This is a genomic window from Pseudovibrio flavus, assembly GCF_009711345.1.
GTDB classification, from domain to species: domain Bacteria; phylum Pseudomonadota; class Alphaproteobacteria; order Rhizobiales; family Stappiaceae; genus Pseudovibrio; species Pseudovibrio flavus.
Genome location: NZ_SMMA01000066.1, coordinates 243,880 through 264,845, shown reverse-complemented (window position 1 = coordinate 264,845; position 20,966 = coordinate 243,880). Strand labels below are relative to the sequence as shown.

The 20,966-nt window shown below is 54.0% G+C and carries 15 protein-coding genes; 2 read left to right on the top strand and 13 right to left on the bottom strand.

Going from position 1 to position 20,966, the window contains the following annotated elements:
- Positions 1 to 106: 106 nt before the first annotated feature.
- Positions 107 to 1,927 (bottom strand): aminopeptidase P family protein, encoded by a 1,821-nt coding sequence (locus tag E1162_RS18125; protein ID WP_155134394.1) that lies wholly within the window; start codon positions 1,925 to 1,927, stop codon positions 107 to 109.
- Between the two features lie 308 nt (positions 1,928 to 2,235).
- Between E1162_RS18125 and E1162_RS18120 the strand changes: the two genes are divergently transcribed.
- Positions 2,236 to 2,430 (top strand): hypothetical protein, encoded by a 195-nt coding sequence (locus tag E1162_RS18120; RefSeq protein WP_155134391.1) that lies wholly within the window; start codon positions 2,236 to 2,238, stop codon positions 2,428 to 2,430.
- Between the two features lie 432 nt (positions 2,431 to 2,862).
- Complete coding sequence (locus tag E1162_RS18115; protein ID WP_155134388.1) at positions 2,863 to 3,066, top strand: hypothetical protein; 204 nt, start codon at positions 2,863 to 2,865, stop codon at positions 3,064 to 3,066.
- Positions 3,067 to 3,253: 187 nt separating this feature from the next.
- Here E1162_RS18115 and E1162_RS18110 read toward each other — a convergent pair whose 3' ends face one another.
- The 12 genes from E1162_RS18110 to E1162_RS18055 all read right to left on the bottom strand — a co-directional run bounded on the left by E1162_RS18110 (position 3,254) and on the right by E1162_RS18055 (position 20,962).
- The gene (locus E1162_RS18110; protein WP_155134385.1) at positions 3,254 to 4,156 is read right to left on the bottom strand and encodes a 50S ribosomal protein L11 methyltransferase; all 903 of its coding nucleotides are present in this window, start codon (positions 4,154 to 4,156) and stop codon (positions 3,254 to 3,256) included.
- 116 nt (positions 4,157 to 4,272) lie between these two features.
- A complete protein-coding gene (locus tag E1162_RS18105; RefSeq protein WP_257099130.1) occupies positions 4,273 to 6,648 on the bottom strand; it encodes an ATP-dependent helicase in 2,376 nt (791 codons plus the stop codon).
- 313 nt (positions 6,649 to 6,961) lie between these two features.
- On the bottom strand, positions 6,962 to 8,260 hold the full coding sequence (locus E1162_RS18100) for a nitrate- and nitrite sensing domain-containing protein (RefSeq protein WP_155134379.1): 1,299 nt from the start codon (positions 8,258 to 8,260) through the stop codon (positions 6,962 to 6,964).
- A 105-nt stretch (positions 8,261 to 8,365) separates the two neighbouring features.
- The gene (gene ligA / locus E1162_RS18095) at positions 8,366 to 10,510 is read right to left on the bottom strand and encodes an NAD-dependent DNA ligase LigA (RefSeq protein ID WP_155135115.1); all 2,145 of its coding nucleotides are present in this window, start codon (positions 10,508 to 10,510) and stop codon (positions 8,366 to 8,368) included.
- A 171-nt stretch (positions 10,511 to 10,681) separates the two neighbouring features.
- Positions 10,682 to 11,938 (bottom strand): glycosyltransferase family 87 protein, encoded by a 1,257-nt coding sequence (locus E1162_RS18090; RefSeq protein WP_155134376.1) that lies wholly within the window; start codon positions 11,936 to 11,938, stop codon positions 10,682 to 10,684.
- 92 nt (positions 11,939 to 12,030) lie between these two features.
- Positions 12,031 to 13,713 (bottom strand): DNA repair protein RecN, encoded by a 1,683-nt coding sequence (gene recN / locus E1162_RS18085; protein WP_155134373.1) that lies wholly within the window; start codon positions 13,711 to 13,713, stop codon positions 12,031 to 12,033.
- Positions 13,714 to 13,755: 42 nt separating this feature from the next.
- Complete coding sequence (locus E1162_RS18080) at positions 13,756 to 14,610, bottom strand: outer membrane protein assembly factor BamD (RefSeq protein WP_155135112.1); 855 nt, start codon at positions 14,608 to 14,610, stop codon at positions 13,756 to 13,758.
- Between the two features lie 164 nt (positions 14,611 to 14,774).
- Positions 14,775 to 15,734: a UDP-3-O-acyl-N-acetylglucosamine deacetylase gene (gene lpxC, locus E1162_RS18075; RefSeq protein WP_155134370.1), complete on the bottom strand. Its 960-nt coding sequence runs from the start codon at positions 15,732 to 15,734 to the stop codon at positions 14,775 to 14,777.
- A gap of 244 nt (positions 15,735 to 15,978) precedes the next feature.
- A complete protein-coding gene (ftsZ, locus tag E1162_RS18070; RefSeq protein ID WP_155134367.1) occupies positions 15,979 to 17,718 on the bottom strand; it encodes a cell division protein FtsZ in 1,740 nt (579 codons plus the stop codon).
- A 99-nt stretch (positions 17,719 to 17,817) separates the two neighbouring features.
- Positions 17,818 to 19,104: a cell division protein FtsA gene (gene ftsA / locus E1162_RS18065; protein ID WP_371312029.1), complete on the bottom strand. Its 1,287-nt coding sequence runs from the start codon at positions 19,102 to 19,104 to the stop codon at positions 17,818 to 17,820.
- A gap of 32 nt (positions 19,105 to 19,136) precedes the next feature.
- Positions 19,137 to 20,051, bottom strand: coding sequence for a cell division protein FtsQ/DivIB (locus E1162_RS18060; protein ID WP_257099104.1), 915 nt, complete (start codon positions 20,049 to 20,051; stop codon positions 19,137 to 19,139).
- Complete coding sequence (locus E1162_RS18055; protein WP_155134361.1) at positions 20,039 to 20,962, bottom strand: D-alanine--D-alanine ligase; 924 nt, start codon at positions 20,960 to 20,962, stop codon at positions 20,039 to 20,041. The genes E1162_RS18060 and E1162_RS18055 overlap by 13 nt, the downstream gene beginning before the upstream one ends.
- Between the last annotated feature and the right edge of the window lie 4 nt (positions 20,963 to 20,966).

Genomic DNA, 20,966 nt, shown 5'->3' with positions numbered 1-20,966 from the left:
CTCCACACCGCTGCAATGAATCTAGGAGCGACACAGTCCCTTGCCTACTCCAACAAAAAAGGGGGCTAGATGCCCCCTCTTGTTTTTATTGTGACGCTATAGCCAATTATGGAATCGCGCGGGTCGCTTCCTTCAGCCATGCAGCGGTTTCTTCATCAACCAGCGGGCTGATGGTTTCATAAACGCGTGCATGATAGCCGTTCAGCCATTCCAGCTCGGAAGGCAGCAACATGTCCACATCAACCAAACGCAGATCAATCGGCGCAAGGGTTAGAGACTGGAAGCCAAGCATTGGCTTATCGCCGCCAGCAACATCGGTTGCCGGAGTGACAAGCTCAAGGTTCTCGATACGAATGCCGTACTCACCGTCGCGGTAATAACCCGGTTCGTTAGAAAGGATCATACCGGCTTCAAGCTTCACGCCATTATTCATCTTGGCAATACGAGCAGGCCCTTCATGCACGCTGAGGTAAGACCCAACGCCATGACCCGTGCCGTGGTCGAAGTCCAGACCGGCTTTCCAAAGCTCAATGCGTGCCAGCGTATCTAGCTGCGCACCGCACGTACCAACTGGGAAGCGAGCTGTTGCCAGAGAAATATGGCACTTGAGCACCAAGGTGAAATGGCGACGCTGCTCGGCAGTCACCGCACCAACCGCCAGTGTGCGGGTGATATCAGTGGTACCGTCTTCATACTGACCACCAGAGTCGATCAGATACAAAGAGTTCAGGTCAATCGGACGATCAGAATCGTAGCTCACACGATAATGGCAGATTGCGCCATTAGGGCCTGCGCCGGAAATGGTGTCGAAGGAAATATCCTTAAGCACACCGGTCTCACGGCGGAACTCTTCAAGCGCTTTTGCTGCCGCCACTTCGGTCAGTTTGCCAAGCGGTGCTTCACGCTCAAACCAAGCAAGGAAGCGCGCAAAGGCTGCACCATCACGAATGTGAGCTGCACGTGCGCCTTCAATCTCGGCAGCGTTCTTGATAGCTTTTGGAAGGAGGACAGGCTCAGTGCCTTCCACCACGGTGCCGCCAGCATTCAAAACAGCATCGTATAGCGCTTGGCCAGCAAGGCTCACATCCACCAGTACCGCTTTGCCTTCAGCGCCAAGACTTGCAAGAGCTGCAACAAGCGCGGTTGGCTCTTCGATATGGCAAAGCTCGCTCAGTTCAGCACGAACTTCGTTAGAAAGCTTCGGCGCTTCGATAAACAGTGTCGGCTTGCCGAACGTCGGCAAAATCGCAAAGGAAAGTGGAAGCGGCGTGTGGTCAACGTCAGAGCCGCGAATATTCAAAAGCCATGCGATGGAATCAGGCTGCGTTAGCAGTGCCGCATCAGCTTCCTTTTCGCTCACAAGCGCAGCAATGCGGTTGATCTTGGAAGAAGCGCTTTCACCGGCATAGGCAATCGGGTGAATGTTCACCGCGCCCAGTGGCGCAGCAGGACGGTCAGCCCACACTGCATCAACAAGGTTGGCTTCTACCGCAACCAGCTCACCGCCAGCTTTCTCCACGGCCTTTTGCAGCACACGAACCTGAGAGACAGGATGCAGCATCGGGTCATAACCCACGCGCATACCTTTTTGCACGTTCTTACCCAGCCATTCGCTCAGCGGCTGCTCAACAAGATGCTGATACTCGAACACATCCAGATCAACCTGACTGCGCACCTGAATGGTGTAGCGACCGTCAACGAAGATCGCTGCTTTATCTTTCAACGTCGCAGCAACACCGGCAGAACCGGTAAAACCTGTCAGCCATTCCAACCGGCAATAGGCTGGCGGCACATATTCGCCCTGATGAGCATCGGCCCTTGGGATCAAAAAACCGTCCAAGTTATGCACTGCAAGCTCTTTTCTAAGCAGTTCAAGGCGTTTTGGACCCTCTGATCGGTTACTTTTCAGCTCGAAATTCTGGAACATATTGGCAATTCGCTCCGCAGCAGCATCTCTTGATATATTAAGGCGCGTTTTTTCTAAACTAAGCTAATCCTAGCGAAATAAAGTAAAACGTGCAGTCAAAAACGCATCCACTCCAACGCCTTTCCAAGCGAAAAAACAGGCACCATTTTTGAATATGTATATCAGAGTATGCAAAAAGTGCAGAACTGTCATGCGTAGTTATCTATTTTTATTTTCAGCGACTTAAAGCATAAGTCCCCTCGTAAGAACAACACACCGCAGTGAGCCCTAACAGACCGCTGCCTCTTCTTCCTAAAAGGACAAACACCATGGCACTGGCCGATGTAACCGCTGTATTTGGCGAAGTAAAAGCTGCTGAAAAATCTGCAATCCGTCGCTTCTTTGAAAACGTAATCGAAGCACGTCAGGCTCAGATCCAGCGCGAAGTTAACCGTTATCTGGCTCACCTCGACGACGCTACTTTGAACAAGGCAGGTTTTACCCGCGCAGAACTTCTGAAATAACCTAGAGTTATTCCCGAGCCTGGCTTACAGGCTACCAAAATAGTCGGACACGCTTCCTCCCTAGAGCCCGGCGACCCAAAGAGTTGGGCGAGCTTCCTCCCTAGAGCCCAACGACACGCGAAAACCCTTGCTTCTGACAGGCCACGGTTGCCTCCCACAACCTACGGCGTTCCTCCCACAGAAGCAGGGGGTTTCTCTTTTTACTTTGAATATTTCCCGCTTCCTCCCTGGCGCTGCACCTATTTCGGTTGCAGCGCCTTTTTTTATTTCAAAACATAGCCTGCCTGCCACTTATACGCTAAGGAACAGGCAAGCACCCTTCCCATGCAAATAATGCAACCTAGCCATGCAAACCTATCTCTTTAAACCGATTTAGAATCGGGCGATAAAGCAATCACAGACAAACAACAAAGCAAACAAAGGAAAAAGAAAATGGCTTTCGCTAGTCTTCACCACGACGCTCACTGTACCACCGAACACACATCCTTCGGCGACAAAGTAAAAAACTTCTTTGAAGCTCTGTATCAGGCTCAGGTTCGCTCCCGCGTTTACCCAGAACTTCTTAAGCTCGATGACAAACTTCTTGCTAACGCTGGCTTCAGCCGTGAAGAACTCCTCAAAGAACTGCACCGCTAATGGTCAGGCATTTGCCTGCAGCTCCCTTTCAGGTCAAAAACAACAATAATTCCTGAAAGCGAGATGCAGGCAATCAAGAAATAAAAACAAAGCATTCTCAGTCACCTTCCAAATCCTCCCAAACAAAAAAGGGGCCTTTCTCTAAGGCCCCTTTTTTGTTGCTTAAATTGTAACTGAGAGAACCGCCTTACGGGTTCCAATCACCGCGTACCAGCGTGAGGGTCAGCCAGCCATCAATCTCGCCGCGACGAACCAGACGATAGCCATGCTGCGCATAGGCAGAGATAATACGTGGGCCATGCTCAATACGCAGACCTGAAAGAACCAGAACAGACTTGGCAGCCATACGTGCAGACAGCTCGGTAGACATCTGCTGCAGCGGCTTTGCCAGAATGTTGGCAACAGCCAGATCAAACGGACCGTATTCAGCAAAGCGGCGATCACTTACACCACCTGCGGTAAACGCACGAACCAGAGGGCCTACGCCGTTTTTCTTGGCGTTGTCGATAGCCGCTTCAGTCGCGATCGGGTCAATGTCACTTGCCAGAACCTGACGGTTGGAAAGCATGGCAAGCGCAATAGCCAGAACGCCGGTACCGGTGCCGATATCAACCATCTTCTTATAGGTATGGCGGCTCAGTAGGCGGTCGAGCTCCAACAAGCAGCCCGCGGTAGTACCATGGTGGCCAGTGCCGAATGCCTGTGCAGCTTCAATCTCGATGCTCAGCTCATGGGCCTGTACCTTGTCACGGTCGTGAGCGCCATGCACCACAAAGCGACCAGCGCGAACCGGCTTCAAACCTTCCAGAGACTTGGCAACCCAGTTGATCTCCGGCAGCACTTCAACTTCAGCATCTTCAGGCAGCTTGCCACCTTCAAGGTGATCTGCAAGGCGTGCTTCAACGAAAGTACGCGCCTCATCAACAGTAGAATCCAGAACCAGAACTTCGGCAGTCCAGATCAGGCCATCCTCGGAGTTTTCAAAGATCGCGACAGGGTAGCCCTCGTCTTCAAAAATCATCTCCATAATATCCGCAAGGGCCTTCGCCTCTGGCTCGGGCTTGGGAATGCGTACGCGGATAGTTGCCATTCAAATGCTCCAGTTCTGGTGTCGTTGGTAGAGCCATATACAAAGGGAGGGGGCCAATGACTACCCCTAACAGGTAGCAGAACCCCCTCCCCGTCTACTTTTTTCGCAATTTGGCTTTAGGCTGGCTCTACAAAGCCATCCAGCACTTTTTTGCGGCCCGCTTTTTCAAATTCTACAGTCAGCTTATTGCCTTCAATCGTCTCCACGTGACCATATCCGAACTTCATATGGAAGATCCGCTGGCCCACGCTAAACGCGGATGCATCACTGGTAATGGACTTGGCAACCAGCTCACCTTCAATGGTCTTAGGACCGGCGCGCTGCGCTCTGCGGGTCTGGTTTCCGCCATGATAGCGCCCTTGCCCGTAACCACCAGCCTGCGCTTGCTGCGCACGTTTCCAACCCGGTGTGGAATAGGAGTTATTGAAGTGGTCTGCGTTATCAAAGCGACTTGCGCCATACCCGCCACCAGCGCCGGATGAACCATAGCCGCCGTAGGTCGAGTTCTGTTCCACAATCTCGATATTATCGGATGGAAGCTCGTCAAGGAACCGCGATGGAATAGAAGACTGCCAGGACCCATGAATGCGGCGGTTCGAGGTGAACCAGATCTTCACGCGCTGGCGACCACGGGTTACGCCCACATAGGCCAGACGGCGCTCCTCTTCCAGCCCCGCCATACCGGTTTCATCAAGCGCGCGCTGGTTCGGGAACACACCCTCTTCCCAGCCCGGCAGGAACACGCTGTCAAACTCAAGACCTTTAGCCGAGTGCAGCGTCATGATGGAAACGGCGTCTTCGCCTTCCTCGCTATCGCGGTCCATAACCAGCGAGATATGCTCAAGGAAGCCACCAAGACTCTCGAACTCCTCCATAGAACGGATGAGTTCTTTCAAGTTGTCCAGACGGCCCGGAGCCTCCGCAGAACGATCTTCACGCCACATCTGCGTATAGCCGCTCTCGTCCAGAATAATTTCAGCAAGCTCTGTATGGCTCATGGTGTCGAGCTGCGTGCGCCACAGATCAAACTGCCCCAGCAGGTCAGCCAGAGACTTGCGGGCTTTCGGCCGCATCTCTTCAGTCTGCGTCAACTCGGCCGCAGCCTGCATGAGCGGTATCTGGCTCTCTCGAGCATACTCATGCAGAAGCTTGATAGTCGCCTCACCCAAGCCACGCTTTGGCTTGTTCACGATCCGCTCAAAGGCAAGGTCGTCGGTCATCTGCATCACACAGCGGAAATAGGCCAGCGCATCGCGGATTTCCTGACGCTCATAGAAGCGCGGCCCACCGATAACGCGGTAGTTCAGGCCCAGCGTGATGAAGCGATCTTCAAACTCGCGCATCTGGTAGGACGCGCGCACGAGAATGGCGATCTCGTTGAGCATATGCCCTTGGCGCTGAAGGTTCTCGATCTCTTCGCCGATAGCACGCGCTTCTTCCTGACTGTCCCAAGCAGAAGCAACACTCACCAACTCTTCATCTGCGCCGATCTGATCGGTAAAGAGCGTTTTACCAAGGCGGCCCTGATTATGAGAGATCAGGTGAGAGGCCGCAGCGAGGATATGGCTCGTCGAGCGGTAGTTGCGTTCGAGGCGAATAACCTCCGCACCCGGGAAGTCCTGCTCGAAACGAAGGATATTATCAACTTCAGCACCGCGCCAACCGTAGATAGACTGGTCATCATCGCCTACGCAGCAAACATTGGAGTTACCCTGCGCCAGCAAACGCAGCCACAGATACTGGGCGATGTTAGTATCCTGATACTCGTCCACCAGCATATAGCGGAAGCGACGCTGATAGTCTTTCAGCACGTCAGGATGCTTTTGGAAAATGGTAATGCAGTGAAGCAGCAGATCGCCGAAGTCACAGGCGTTCAGAATGGAAAGGCGTTCCTGATAAAGCTCATAGAGCCTGCGACCCTTACCATTTGCAAAGGCATTGGCTTCACCAAAGGAAACGCGCTCCGGCGTCAGGCCTCGGTTTTTCCAGCTATCCAGCATTCCTGCAAAGGTCTTTGCAGTCCAGCGCTTCTCGTCGATACCTTCAGCCTGAATAATCTGCTTGATGAGGCGGATCTGGTCGTCAGTATCCAGAATGGAGAATGAGGAGGTCAGGCTCACAAGCTCGGAGTGGCGGCGCAAAATCTTCACGCAGATTGCGTGGAACGTGCCAAGCCATGCCATCCCTTCAACGTGATTGCCCAGCGAACTCGCAATACGATGCTTCATCTCGCGTGCAGCTTTGTTGGTAAAGGTTACAGCGAGGATCTGGTTAGGGCCAGCCTTACCCATATTCATGATATGGGCGATACGCGTAGTCAGAACGCGGGTTTTACCGGTTCCGGCACCAGCAAGCACCAGCACAGGCCCGTCAATGGTCTCCACTGCGTGGCGCTGCTCGGCGTTCAACCCTTCAATATAGGAAGGCACATTGGAACGGCGCGCTGCCATAGCCCGCGCAGCAATACCGCCAGCTCTTGGCTGGTGTGCCATATCGTTTGTTTGAAGGTCGCGCGCATCGCCATTCTTCGGCAAGCCGGATGAAGATACCATGTAGCCTGTCGCTTCTCTCGCTTGGAGCCGTTGTGCCCAAAAAGTCGGCTCGAATCCTGTTCAGTAATGAGTGGGAACAATATAGCAACAAAGCGACAGAAGCGAGGCCGACAAAAGAGCACTACACATGCAATTGCCCTTTCGTTTCCCTTATGCAACGCCTGTATGGAAGCGCACCAACTGCAACAGGCCTGGCGCGGTAGCGCCGTAGGGACGACGGTACGCAGATTAGAAACAAAGCCCTACATCTTATTCAGCTCGCCCGCTTTTCTGTCTCGTCACTTTCCTGTTCGCCTGCACTGGCTGGAACACGCCACAGCCGCTTGCGGATTTCTTCAGCAGTTCGGGAAAGCTCGCCGATCTCGTCGGTTCTATCTTGCTGCGGTACTGGGAAGTGAATTTTTCCAGCAGCCAGCCCTTGCAGGGAGTAGTTCAACGTTTTGAGCGCCGTAGTAATACCGCTCAAATTCACCACAGAGAAGACCGTCGTAATCAGAAGAAGCAACAGTGTAACGCCGAGCCAGAAGGTCAGCTCCTCAAGAATTGCATCACTCTCCGTTTGCGCAATCACCATTGCATTATTGGAGACTTTTTCCGCCAACTCATGAATGTGAGCAAGACGATCCGTTGAAGCGGCAAACCACAATGACGGAGTAATACCCTTTGCATTATCTGTTTGAGGCATTTGTTCCAAGATAAGCCGATAGACAGAAAAGTCGCTTATTGCTGCGCCGCGTACCACTTTTTCAAACTGCTCTATCTGCTGATTGGTAGCACTGGCCCGAAACACTCTCGTCAACAGCGCTTCAGCCCCACGCGCCTCCACCATGTCCAGATAGGCTGGCTCAATGCTTATACCTTTCCCATGCCTTACTAGGAGGAGAGCACCGTTGACCCTTTCAAGACCGGCAGCTTCGGCAAGGCTTAGCAACATAAGTAGTGGAACCTGCTCTCTAGAAATCGCCTCAGACGGGCTAGCCTCTGTTGCCACAGTCATCACGTGAAAGAGCGCATCAATCAGCTCGGAGTAACTTTTAATCACCCCGCGAGCCGAGATTTGCCGCGTCATGATTTCCTGTCGGATTTCTCTAAGCTGCTTGGTTATTTGAAGAGAGGAAAGCGCCTCATCACAAGAGCCACTATTATCAGAGCAGAAGGACTGCATCTCACTTTGCAGTTTCACAACGTTTCGTCCTAACTGGATAGAACGGGAGAATTCGTCACAAGCGATGGAGTTTTCTACGCAAAACTGTTCAACGGTCACTTCAAGCTGAACAATTTTCTCCCGGACAGTAGAGCCTGTACCTTCCGCCGTATACCCCGGATCAATCTCAAACTCTGATGCTACCCGCACCGCATTCTTGCCGCGCTCGATTTGCAGGTCATAGATGATATCGTCCGCAAGGTCAGAAATCTGGATAACGGGAATCAAGCGGCGGTGCTCTTCATATTTTTCAAAGATCGCCCAAACCAGCCATGCAGAAAACAGCAGCGCACATGCCAAGGGCACGATGGTAAGGGCAAGCAGCTTGTTTTGAAGAGATTTACCCATGGCTCCAGCTTTGATCGAGACAGAATGACTATCCCTACTAGGCCATCGGATTATTGGCTTCCCCGAATACTCAGAGGTTTCGGGAAAGCCTTATATTGCAGTTAATTAACTGGAGCTTTGTCCGGTCAAATCAAACCAGTCATCTTCAGAAATTACCTTGATGCCAAGCTCCTGCGCCTTGGTAAGTTTTGAGCCCGCTTTAGGGCCAGCCACCACAAGGTCGGTCTTCTTGGAAACGGAGCCGGAAACCTTGGCACCAAACATTTCTGCCTGTGCTTTGGCTTCATCGCGGCTAAGACGGACAAGCGAGCCGGTAAACACGATGGTCTGGCCAGCAACAGGACTTGCCGAGGTATCCGCCACCACAACAGAGCGCGGGTTAACCTCTTTCATCAGCTTGTCCAACTGCTCGATGTTGTGCTGCTCGCCAAAGAAATCAGTAAGCGCCAACGCAACAGTCATGCCTATGCCGTCAATGTCATTAAGGTCGCGGAAGGCTTCGCTGTCATGATCACATGCTTTAACCATTGCCTCGTAAAACGCCTGCCAAGAGCCATAGGCGCGGGCAAGCAGCTTGGCGTTGCCCTCACCCACATGACGAATGCCAAGGCCGAAGATAAAGCGGAAAAGGTCCATCTCGCGGCGGGCATCAATGGCATCAAACAGATTACGGGCAGAAACAGCGCCCCACCCTTCACGGTTACGCAGCTTGACGAGCGCCTTACTATCCCGTTCGCGCAAAGTGAAGATATCAGCAGGTGTGCGAATACCGCCCTCTTCAAGCGATAGCTCGTAGAACGTCTCTACCTGCTTATCGCCAAGGCCTTCGATGTCCAGAGCACCGCGAGAAACGAAGTGCTTTAGCTTCTCTACAGCCTGCGCTGGGCAGATCAAACCGCCGGTACAACGGCGTACTGCATCCATACGGCCAGTCTTGGTGTTTTCCTCACGCACAGCATGGGAGCCGCACGCCGGACAAACCTGCGGAAACTCGAAAGGCACGCTATCTTCAGGGCGTTTTTCAAGATCAACATCAACGATCTGCGGAATAACATCGCCCGCACGCTGGATGATAACCGTATCGCCAGCACGCAGGTCTTTACCACCGCGAATTGGCTTACCGTCCTGCCCGATGCCTTTGACGTAATCCTCGTTGTGAAGGGTCGCGTTGGAAACAACCACACCACCCACGGTGACCGGCTCAAGCTTGGCAACCGGTGTCAGAGCACCAGTACGGCCCACCTGAATTTCGATCTCGCGCAAAATGGTGAAAGCACGCTGGGCAGGAAACTTATGCGCAATCGCCCAACGCGGAGAGCGAGAAACGAAACCAAGGCGCTCTTGCAGGTCAAGGCGGTCGATCTTGTAAACCACACCGTCAATGTCATAGCCAAGCGTTGCGCGGTTTTCTTCAATGTGATGATAAACGGCAATCAGCTCTTCAACGCTCTGGCAGCGCTTCATCAACGGGTTGATGACAAAGCCCCACTTGGCGAAGGTCTCGACCATCTCCATCTGTGTGGTCGCTGGCATTTCGCTCATTTCGCCCCATGCATAGGCAAAGAACTTGAGCGGACGAGATGCGGTAATAGCCGAGTTAAGCTGGCGCAAAGAGCCCGCCGCCGCATTGCGTGGGTTCGCAAACGGTTTCCCGCCATTGGCGATCATACGTTCGTTAAGCGCTGCAAAGTCGGCGTGGGACATATAAACTTCGCCGCGCACCTCAACGACATCCGGCACGCCAGCTGGCAGTTCCTTCGGAATGTCAGAGATAGTCAGCGCATTGGCAGTAACGTTTTCACCCTCTGTGCCATCACCGCGAGTAACAGCGTGAACCAGCTTGCCGTTCTCATAACGAATAGCGAGAGAAAGGCCGTCGATCTTCGGCTCAGCAGTAACAACCAACGCACCCATAAGCGGATCGTAACGCAGGAAGCGGCGCACCTTGCCGATGAAGTCACGTACGTCCTCATCGTCAAACGCGTTGTCCAATGAGAGCATTGGCACGCGGTGGGTGATCTTGCCAAAGCCTTCACCAACAGCTGCACCTACCCGCTGGGATGGGCTATCTGCTGTAACCAGCTCGGGAAACTGCTTTTCAAGCGCATCGTTACGGCGGCGCAGTTCATCATACTCGCCGTCAGAGATCAGCGGCGCGTCATTACGGTAGTAAGCCTCGTCGTGCTTTTGTATCTGCTCGGCAAGCTCTGCCAGTTCCTGTTTTGCCTGCTCGACACTGATTGATGCCAGCGGCAGCTCCAGTTCGTTGTCTTGAGACCGAGACTCGCTCACCCGTTTATTCCTGTCTTATAATTTCCAAGTTGGCCCTATTTTGCACGAACAGCCCGCCACAACAAGCAAACCGGACCACTCGCTTCTCACTATGCTGAGGATAGAAGCTATTGGCTAAGCGAGGACAAATTACGGCCTCGCCATATCCTTGGTCATCACAGGTTCGCTACGCTCCTGCCCCGATGACTGGCGTTTCGACCAGCGCTTGCGCAGGATTTCCTCCTCCCGCAACCTGACAAGAAGGTAGAGCAAAGCAGTAAGCATCAACAGCGGCGCTATTGGAGCAAAGTGGGCAGCCGTTCCCACTGCGATAACTGGCACCAAAAACGCACCAAACAAAGCACTTGCCCCAAAGAAGGAGGCTTCACTACCCTCTTCGAAAATACCCGTCTTCACACCGTAGAGATAAAGCAGCGGCGTCAGGATCGCCAAGTCCCAGCAAAACAGCAGAGGCGCGGACAGCATAACGGTGATACCGAAAGCAAGATTACGAAGCTCAAAGCGGCGCGTTTGCTTGTAGAGCCAAAAGATGACCAGCACGCCCAATACGCTCACGCCAAGCTGGCTATAAAGCGCAATTTCAAAAGGCACGCCAAGAACGCGAAGGGCCGAAAAAACAGAGGGCATCAGGTAGAGCGTCATGCCTTGCGCCTGCTCCAACAGTGAGTAGAGCGCGGTTGGAGCGCTGGACATGTAGGCAGACCAGACCGGCGCGCCAAACAGAACGGTCGTAACGCTCACCAGCAAGCCGCCGCTAACAATCATGCCGCAAAGAGCAATCACATTGCGCTGCGCGATTACTGCGATGACTGCAAACAATCCGATTTCTGGCTTGATAAGCGCAAAGCCAAGCAAAAAGCCCGCAGTTGCAGGGGCGCGCTCAAGCAAACGCAAGCCGCCTGCCATAAAGCCCGCTAAGAGCAGAGTGGATTGCCCGAAGAACAGCGTCATCAAAGTTGCAGGCGCAAGAACGAAGAAGATTGGTGCTCCGCCATCACGCAGTTTTCCGGCGCAGCTCAGCATCGTCGCGACAATACCCACTCCGGCCCAAGCCAGATAAGCACCCATGTAACCAAACGCCGCTAACGGAAGCACAAACAAAAGTGTTACAGGAGAAAGCACCCAGCCTTGATAGAACCGCAGTATCTCGCCCTGCCCGTCCCTTACCGCAGGCATCTGGGAGAAGTCGGTCACAAAGGGCGCAGCACCCATCACCGCCTTCTTGGCACTATCATAGAAGAAGGCAAAATCACCGCCGAAGGAAGATAAATCCATCATGCTTTCCGATGTCTGCCATAGCGTCCAGACATATAGCGGCACACCGACCACAACCAGCAGGAAAACGAGATGATAGTAAGCCCTGAATCTGGGAAAGATGCGCAGCATGGATGGATAGCCCCGTTAGATAGCCCTTCACCCACACTGCAGAATTATAGTTAAAACATTGAAAACGCTACGTTACGCAGTTCTCACCCACATCAAACAAGGGTCTCGCTGACATTCATAGCCATCAAGCGGTCAGCCGCTGCACGCGCTTCCTCTGTAATGCTGGAGCCGGAAAGCATACGCGCAATCTCTTCGCGGCGCTCTGCATCGCCCAGCTCGTTGACGCGCGTTGCGATAGTATCCTTGGCGACCTCACCCTTCTGGATGAGGAAGTGACCATTAGCCCGCGCAGCCACCTGTGGCGCGTGGGTAACGGTGAGCACCTGTACCGTGCTTGCAAGACGGGCAAGGCGCACGCCAATAGCTTCAGCCACAGCGCCGCCTACACCGGTGTCGATCTCGTCGAACACCAGCGTTGGCGCGGAGCCCTTGTCTGCAAGAGAAACCTTGAGAGCGAGCAGGAAGCGGGACAACTCACCACCGGACGCGACTTTGAACATCGGTCCCGGACGTGTACCCGGGTTTGTCTGCGCCCAGAACTCGATTGTATCGATACCCTCAAGACCACGCGCTTCAGGATCACTATCCTGATTGATGATAAAGCGGGCACGCTCCAGCTTCAGCGCTGGCAGCTCTTCGTGAACAGCCTTCTCCAGCAGACGTGCGGCCTTCTCACGCTTCTTGGAAAGATCAGCAGCGATCTTATCGTAAGCAGCACGGGCTTCCACGACAGCCTTCTCAAGCGCCTGTAGCTTGTCCTCACCGGCATCTAGGTCGGCAAGGTCTGTCTCCATGGCTTCGCGCAAACGCGGCAGCTCATCGACAGGAACAGAGAACTTGCGGCTGGCAGCACGCAGAGCAAACAAGCGCTCTTCGGTAGCTTCCAGCTCACCACGATCAAAATCGGTCTCACGCAGCGCCTGCTCCAAACCACCACGCGCTTCTTCAAGCTGATCCAAAGCACTGCCGAGGTTCTCCACCACAGAGGTCAGATAGTTCGGCGCTTGGTCAACCTTGCGCTCAAGACGGCGCAGAAGGCTGGAAAGTTCAGGAATTGGAGAGGTCTGGCCGTCTAGCGTGTCGTAGGCATCACGAAGATCACCTGCGATCTTCTCTACCTGCATCATGTCCTGACGGCGAATAGCAAGCGCCTCCTCTTCACCCTCATGCGGGTTCAGGGTCGCCAGTTCATCTGCACTGGCGCGAAGATAGTCAGCTTCACGGCGCGCTTCTTCAATGCGTGCAACATGGTCCTTCAGCGTCTTTTCCGCTGTCTTCACAGCACGGGCTGCTGTTCCGGTCTTTGCGCAAAGCGCTTCCAGACCACCAAAGCTGTCGAGGATTTGACGGTGGCTTTCTGGTTCGACCAGAGCACGGTCATCATGCTGACCATGCACTTCAACCAGAGACGAGCCAACTTGGCGCATAAGGCCAGCGCTCACCGGAGCGTCGTTCAGGAACGCACGAGTACGACCATCTGCTGCCTGCACGCGGCGCAAGATGATGTCGCTATCGGATTCCAGATCGTTTTCACGCAGGAGTTCGCGAACAGGATGCGCCATTGGCACGTCGAAAACAGCGGTCACCTGCGCCTGCTTCTCGCCATGTCGCACGAGACCTGCATCACCACGCCCACCAAGGGCCAGAGAAAGGGAATCAAGAAGGATAGACTTACCGGCTCCAGTTTCGCCGGTAAGAACGCTCATACCCTCAGCAAACTGAAGGTCCAATCGGTCAATAAGAACAATATCGCGGATAGAAAGGCTAACGAGCATTGGTTTCGTACCAATACGCCCTCCGAAGAGGGCGCGTTAATATCAAGAGCCGGTTACCCGACCAAAGGCTTTACTGATCCAGCTGCTGCTGTTTTCCTGCGGCTCGTAACCACCCTTTGCAAGAAGCTTGTAGGCATCCTTATACCAAGAGCTCTGCGGGAAGTTATGGCCAAGAACAGCTGCTGCGGTCTGCGCTTCAGGCACGACGCCAAGCGCGTAGTAGCTCTCTGCCAGACGGTACAGCGCCTCTTCAATGTGGCGGGTGGTCTGGTAGTTGGTGACAACAACCTTGTAGCGGTTGATAGAAGCAAGATAGTTGCGGCGTGTCAGGTAGTAACGGCCAACTTCCATCTCTTTACCCGCCAGCTGATCTTCAGCCATGCGGATCTTCTTACGCGCTTCGTTGGCGTAGTCGGAATCTGGATAACGCTGGATGACTTCCTGCATTGCTGCCAGTGCCTGCTCGGCAGACTTCTGGTCACGGCCAATGTCAGGGATCTGCGCAAAGTGGGACTCACCGATCAGGTACAGCGCATAAGCGGCATCCTCGCTACCCGGATAAAGGGTAACAAAGCGCTTTGCAGCAGAAACCGTCTCTGGATAGCGGCCCATTGCGAAGTTGAGGTATGCAATGTTGATGAGAGATTTGCGAGCATATTCAGAATACGGATAGACTTTATCCAGCTCACCAAACTTCGAAGCAGCACCTTTCAGGTCACCCGAGGCACGCAGAGCAAGACCCTGATTGTACAGAAGCTCGGCTGGAGTGTCCTCGAAAGCCATTTCGTCAACGTCTTTCGACGCGCAGCCAGCAACGGCCAGCACACCAGCAAGAACAGAAAAGCGAACAGCTTTGGCAAGACGAGAGCTCGTCTTCGCACGCAGATCAACACCCATAAGCAGCAATTTCTCCAACTCCTCAGATAAATTGGATTCGCCGGAACCCCCAGCGCACAATAGGCTTCTAACCCAATGCGTGCGCCGCGTCACTAAGTCGACGGCCGTTTGACGCGAATTTGTGTCGGAGTTAGGGCGAAACCTCTGAACAACTCAGAAGATCTTTAGGAAACCTCGGGGCCAAAAGCCGCAGCCTGCATACCGCCGATGAGTTCCGCATGGCCAGCTGCTTCGGAAACAGAGCGGGTTTTCTCGCCTGCTTCTACGATTTCGAAAGCTTCAGGATTTTTGAAAAGCTCAACCAAAATCGCATGGTTCATGCGGTGACCGCCTTTGTAAGAGCGGTATTCGCCAAGAATCGGCAGGCCAGCAAGCGCAAGATCACCAACAGCGTCCAGAGACTTGTGACGAACGAACTCGTCGCTCCAGCGGGTGCCTTCTGGGTTCAGTACACGGTCACCGTCAAGAGCAACGGAGTTCTCCAGAGAAGAACCAAGCGCAAAGCCCAGCTTCCAGAGTTTCTCTACGTCCTGAACAGAACCGAAGGTACGTGCACGGCAAACGTCGTTCTTGAACACGTCTGGTGTCAGATCAAACACCAGCTTCTGTTCGCCGATCAGCTTGCTGTCAAAGTCGATGGTGATGTTAAAGCGGGTGCCGTCAAACGGGTTCAGCTCGCACCACTGGTCACCCTGCTGCACACGAACGCTTTCCTTAATGCGGATGTAGCGACGCTTTGCATTCTGCTTTTTCAGGCCGGTCTGCTCGAATGCTTCAACAAAAGCTTCGGAGCTGCCGTCCATGATTGGCATTTCAGGGCCGTCAATTTCGATGAATGCGTTATCAAGTCCCACACCGCGAATGGCAGCCATCAGGTGCTCAATGGTGGACACGCCGTAGCCAGCAGGATCGCCGACGACAGTGCACAGAGCAGTCGCTGTAACAGATTGCCAATTTGCAGGAACGTCACGGGCATCTTCACGATCGGTCCGGTGGAACACGATGCCAGTGTTAGGTTCTGCGGGATGCATGGTGATAGTCGCAGGTTTGCCGGAATGTACACCGATCCCTGTCAGGGTCACGATGTCAGCAAGCGTTGTCTGTTGCGAAACACGCATTGTCATTTTCTTCCAGCCTTTGTTGATAGGGCTCGACCTCTTATGAAGGGCCGTAGCCGAGAAATTCCTTGGTACCCACCGGTTAGGCTGGAACATAACGAGACAGGCAGGAAGAATAAAATAAAGCTTTATTACGCTTTGTAACGAAGGATAAAACTTCGGTAATTTTACGGAGTAGAAGAAGCAGAAACGCGCTGCAGCAATCCAGAAAAATCTGGATTGCTGCCGAGAGACGCGAGGTTATTCACAATCAGGTTGCTTGCCGGCGCAAAAACGCAGGGATTTCAAGCTGATCGTCCTCAATCATAGAACGGTTCTGTGGCGCAGGGCGTCCGCCCCGATCCAGCAGACCAGCTGCTCCATGGTTGGTTGGTGCTTGGTTAGGGTTACGGAAAGACGGCGCCTGACGCGGAGCTTCCATGACTTCTTCTTCGTAATGTTCAGCGCTTTCGTGAGCCATTTCCTCGTCTTCACGGCGGGTAAGACCACCAGCAAGACGACGCAGCAGGCCCATCGGACGGCGCTCTTCTTCCTCGTGATGGTGGGAAGCAGCTTCATGAGCATGTGCTTCGCGGTCCATCAGAGGCGCTTCTACAGATGGTGCAGCTTGAGCTGGTGCAGCGGTAGCAGGCTGCGGGGCATTGTGAGCGCGCATTTCACGTTGAGCGATAGGAGGGAAGTCCTCCACTCGCGGCATACGTTGCTGAGCGTCAAATTCCTCTGCTACCGGCGGGATAAAAGGCTGGGGAACCGGAGCCTCCTCCACAACAGCAGTGTTCTGCTCGTCCAGATCATCAAGGCTCTCTACAGCTTCGTATGCACGCTGCTGGTAAGGAGCAATTTCAACTTCAGGATCGGAAGCAGCAGCGACCGGAGCCTGTTTTACCGGAGCGGCGCGCATTGGCGCCGGTGCGTAGGGCTGGGCTGGCGCTTTCGGCGCTGGCGCAGGTGCTGCGGTTGCGCTCTGAAGGCGCTCGGTCAGCTGAGCCATACGGGCTTCGGCAGGAGAAACATCTTCGCGGCGTTCCTGATCGATACCTGTTGCAACAACAGATACGCGGATGATGCCGTCGAGGCTTTCGTCGAAGGTTGCGCCCAGAATGATGTTTGCATCTGGATCCACTTCTTCCCGAATACGGGTAGCAGCTTCGTCAACTTCGAACAGGGTCAGGTCGTTACCGCCAGTGATGGAGATCAACAGACCGCGAGCACCCTTCATGGAAGTTTCATCAAGCAGCGGGTTGGCAATAGCCGCTTCAGCAGCAGCCAGCGCACGGTTTTCACCGGAAGCTTCGCCAGTACCCATCATCGCTTTGCCCATGCCGCGCATAATGGAGCGAACGTCAGCAAAGTCGAGGTTGATGAGACCTTCTTTGACCATCAGGTCAGTGATATTCGCAACGCCGGAGTACAGCACCTGGTCAGCCATGGAGAAGGCATCTGCAAAGGTGGTCTGCGCATTGGCAATGCGGAACAAATTCTGGTTTGGAATAACGATCAGTGTATCAACATGACGCTGAAGCTCTTCAATACCAGCTTCTGCAACACGCATACGGCGGCTGCCTTCGAACTGGAAAGGCTTGGTCACCACACCAACGGTTAGAATACCCTGCTCGCGAGCAGCGCGTGCCACAACAGGTCCTGCACCGGTACCGGTGCCGCCACCCATACCAGCAGTAATGAAGACCATGTGCGAACCGGAGAGATGGTCATTGATTTCGTCAATAACTTCCTCTGCCGCCGCACAGCCAACTTCCGGCTGGGAGCCTGCACCAAGACCTTCAGTCACGGCAACACCCATTTGGATAACGCGTTCAGCCTGGCAAAGTGCCAGTGCTTGCGCGTCAGTGTTGGCGACCACAAAGTCACAGCCTTGCAGACCTGTTCTAATCATGTTGTTGACGGCGTTGCCGCCACCACCACCGACACCGAATACGGTGATCCTCGGCTTCAGCTCCTGAACCTCAGGCATCTTCAGGTTGATCGTCATAATTTCCTCGCGACCCTTTGGCAGGCCCTAACGGGCATGCCATTTCTCTCTCGTGCGTCCGCCCTCCCGGGCGAAACTTTTACCCAACGCGCTTGCGCGTCAGAAACTCTCCCTTAGCCACTGGCTCATACGGGCGAAATAACTACCCTTGTGAGACCAACGGCCCCGCGCAGAGCGCGGCTCAAACTGTTCTACCTGCGCAACCTGCGGGTAAATCAAAAGACCCACAGCAGCAGAAAACGCTGGTCCCTTTGCCGATTCCGGCAGGCCAGCAACTCCCAAAGGACGGCCAAGGCGCACGTTACGTCCCAGTATGCGACGTGCGGTCTCTGGCAAACCGGTCAACTGGCTCGCACCACCAGTCAAAACAACGCGTTTACCAACCCGTCCTGCAAATCCGCTATCGACCAAACGGTCACGGATCATTTCCAAAATCTCTTCAACACGCGGGCGGATAACCCGAGTCAACATTGCCCGCGGGATCTGTGTAGGCAGATCACCTTCGCTATCGACCGGAGGCACGGAAATGAAGTCGCGATCATCAACAGCGCTTGGCAGTGCAGAGCCATGCAGTGTCTTGATCCGCTCCGCATCTTCCATGCGGGTCGACAACGCCCGTGCGATGTCCATTGTGACGTGATTGCCGCCAACAGCGATGGCATCCAGATGCACCATCTGATTGTCGACGAAAATAGAGATTGTCGTTGTTCCACCGCCCATATCGATACAAGCCACGCCAAGTTCGGTTTCATCACCAACAAGGGTAGAAAGACCAGAGGCATATGGCGTTGCAACGAGGGACTCCACAGAAAGGTGACCGCGTTCGATGCAAAGCTCCAGATTGCGTACCGGAGGCAGCTCCGCTGTCACCACTTGCATATCAACGCCCAGCTTACGGCCCATCATGCCGCGCGGGTCGCTGATGCCGCGATTTCCATCAAGGCTGTAGGAAATCGGCAGCGCATGCATAATTGCACGCCCTTCGGTGACCGTGTGTGACGAACCTGCCGTCAACACGCGCTGGATGTCAGCTTCCGAAACGCTCTCTGCGGAAATCGGAACACCTGCGGAGAAAATCTCGCTCTGTAGACGGCCGCAAGTAACAGTCGTCAGAAGCGACTCCACCATCACGCCTGCCATACGTTCGGCACCATCCACCGCACGGCGGATTGCTTCTTCAGCCAGTGCCAAATCTACCACCACGCCAGACTTGATGCCCCGTGAGCGCTGATAGCCGTAGCCCAGCACTTCGACACTGTGAGTACGGCCCGGCAAAACTTCACCGTCTTCTTTCGGTGTCAGCTTTGCAATCAAGCAGCAGACCTTGGTCGATCCCACATCAAGAACCGAAACCACCGTAGCGCGCCGGCTCGGTAGCGGGCGCATACGTGGCAAGTAGACTATGCTTCTTTTGCCGCTCATGTATCTGCCCCATTACGCAGTGACCGCGGGCGCGCTTTCATAGTGGCTTTGCGGCGCAAAGCTGCATCTTCCGAAAGGCGCACAACCACACGGTCTTCCAACCTCAAATCAACTGCAACAATATCCCTGCTCAGCAAGCCACCATCTGCATCCAGACGGGTTAGCTCCAGCAAGGCTTCATGCACGCCCCGTTCAGGAAGACGCACAACAATTCCGTTATCCAGATTAAGATCCCAGCGGCGCTCGGAGATCAGGCTGGCAGCCCGCACGCGAGAACGAAGTGCCGGGAACTTGTCCAGCTCATGCTTGATTTCCCCGGCACGGCGCTGAGCACCGTGATGAACAACACGCAGCAGGTTAGCGTAACGACCATCAACCTCGTCAGTGATGACCTCGCCTTCCTCATTCACAACCGAAATCACATCGCCGCGCTGCCACAAGGCAAACGGAACTTCCTCTGTGATTTTGACAGTGAGCGTGCCCGGATAAAGCTTTTGAAGCGAAGCACTGCGTACCCACGGGATCTGCTCGATCCGCTCGCGGGCATCATGTGCATCAAACAGCATGAGAGACGGTCTCTCGTGCAATTCGAGCGCTTCAAGAATTTGGAACTCGGCGACCCGCTGAAGACCTTCCATTTCGATGGCATCAACGGCAAAGCCGAAGGTAGAGGTTACTGATTCGGAAACTGAACGAACGTGTCCGCCCAAAACAATACCGTACACTGCGGCCATGGAGAGGAACCCCAAAGCGCCCGCAGTACCTGCCCAACGCGGCAAAAGTGCAAAAATACCCACCACGCCCCATGCAGGGCGCTGGTGCAGGCGCGAGACACCAGGGCGAGAGACATGGAAGCCCCTACCCAATCTGGCTGTCTTCAGCGCACTGAATTTTGCCTTTATCTTCCGCAACTTGCGTCCTCCACGATCCAACTTACAAGGGCTTTGAAATCGTGCCCTGCGTGGGCGGCAATCTCAGGAAGCAAAGAAGTTGGCGTCATGCCTGGTTGAGTATTCACTTCAAGACAAATCAGTTCACCAGTTCCATTCGGCCCTTCGTTGAAGCGGAAGTCCGCTCTTGAAACGCCACGACAGCCCAGAGCCTGATGTGCCTTCAGACTAAGTTTTTGTAGTTCTTGGTAAACAGATGGTAAAATTTTTGCAGGAAGTACGTGCTGAGAGCCTCCAGGCACGTATTTACTGTCATAATCATAGAAGGTGTGACCTAACGGAACGATCTCGATAACGCCCAGAGCAACGTCGCCCATTACCGCACAGGTCAGCTCACGACCGGGAATGTATCGCTCCACCATGACAACCTCGCCGTGCTGCCAGTCAGAGCCTGTAAGTTCTTGCGGAGGATATTCTTGGCCCTCCCTAACAATTAGCACCCCAAAACTTGACCCATCGGAAATAGGCTTAATAACATAAGGGGGTTCCATCACATGTGAACGGGCAGCCTCTTCTCTCGATACTACCATTTCCTCTGCGACAGGGATGCCAGAAGCCTTCATAACTGCTTTGGCTTTTACTTTATTCATAGCAACAGCAGAGGCCATTACACCGCTGTGAGTATACGGGATACCCAGTACCTCAAGGATACCCTGAATGCAGCCGTCTTCACCAAATGGGCCATGCAAAGCATTGAAAACCACGTCCGGAGACAGGTCCTGTAAAATCTGTGCAATATTCCGGTCAACATCAACGCGGGTTACCTTGTAGCCTGCCTCTTCCAAGGCATCGGCGCAGGCATTACCCGAACTGAGAGAAACCGGACGCTCGTTGACCCATCCGCCCATCAGGACGGCTACATGCTTTGCCATGAAT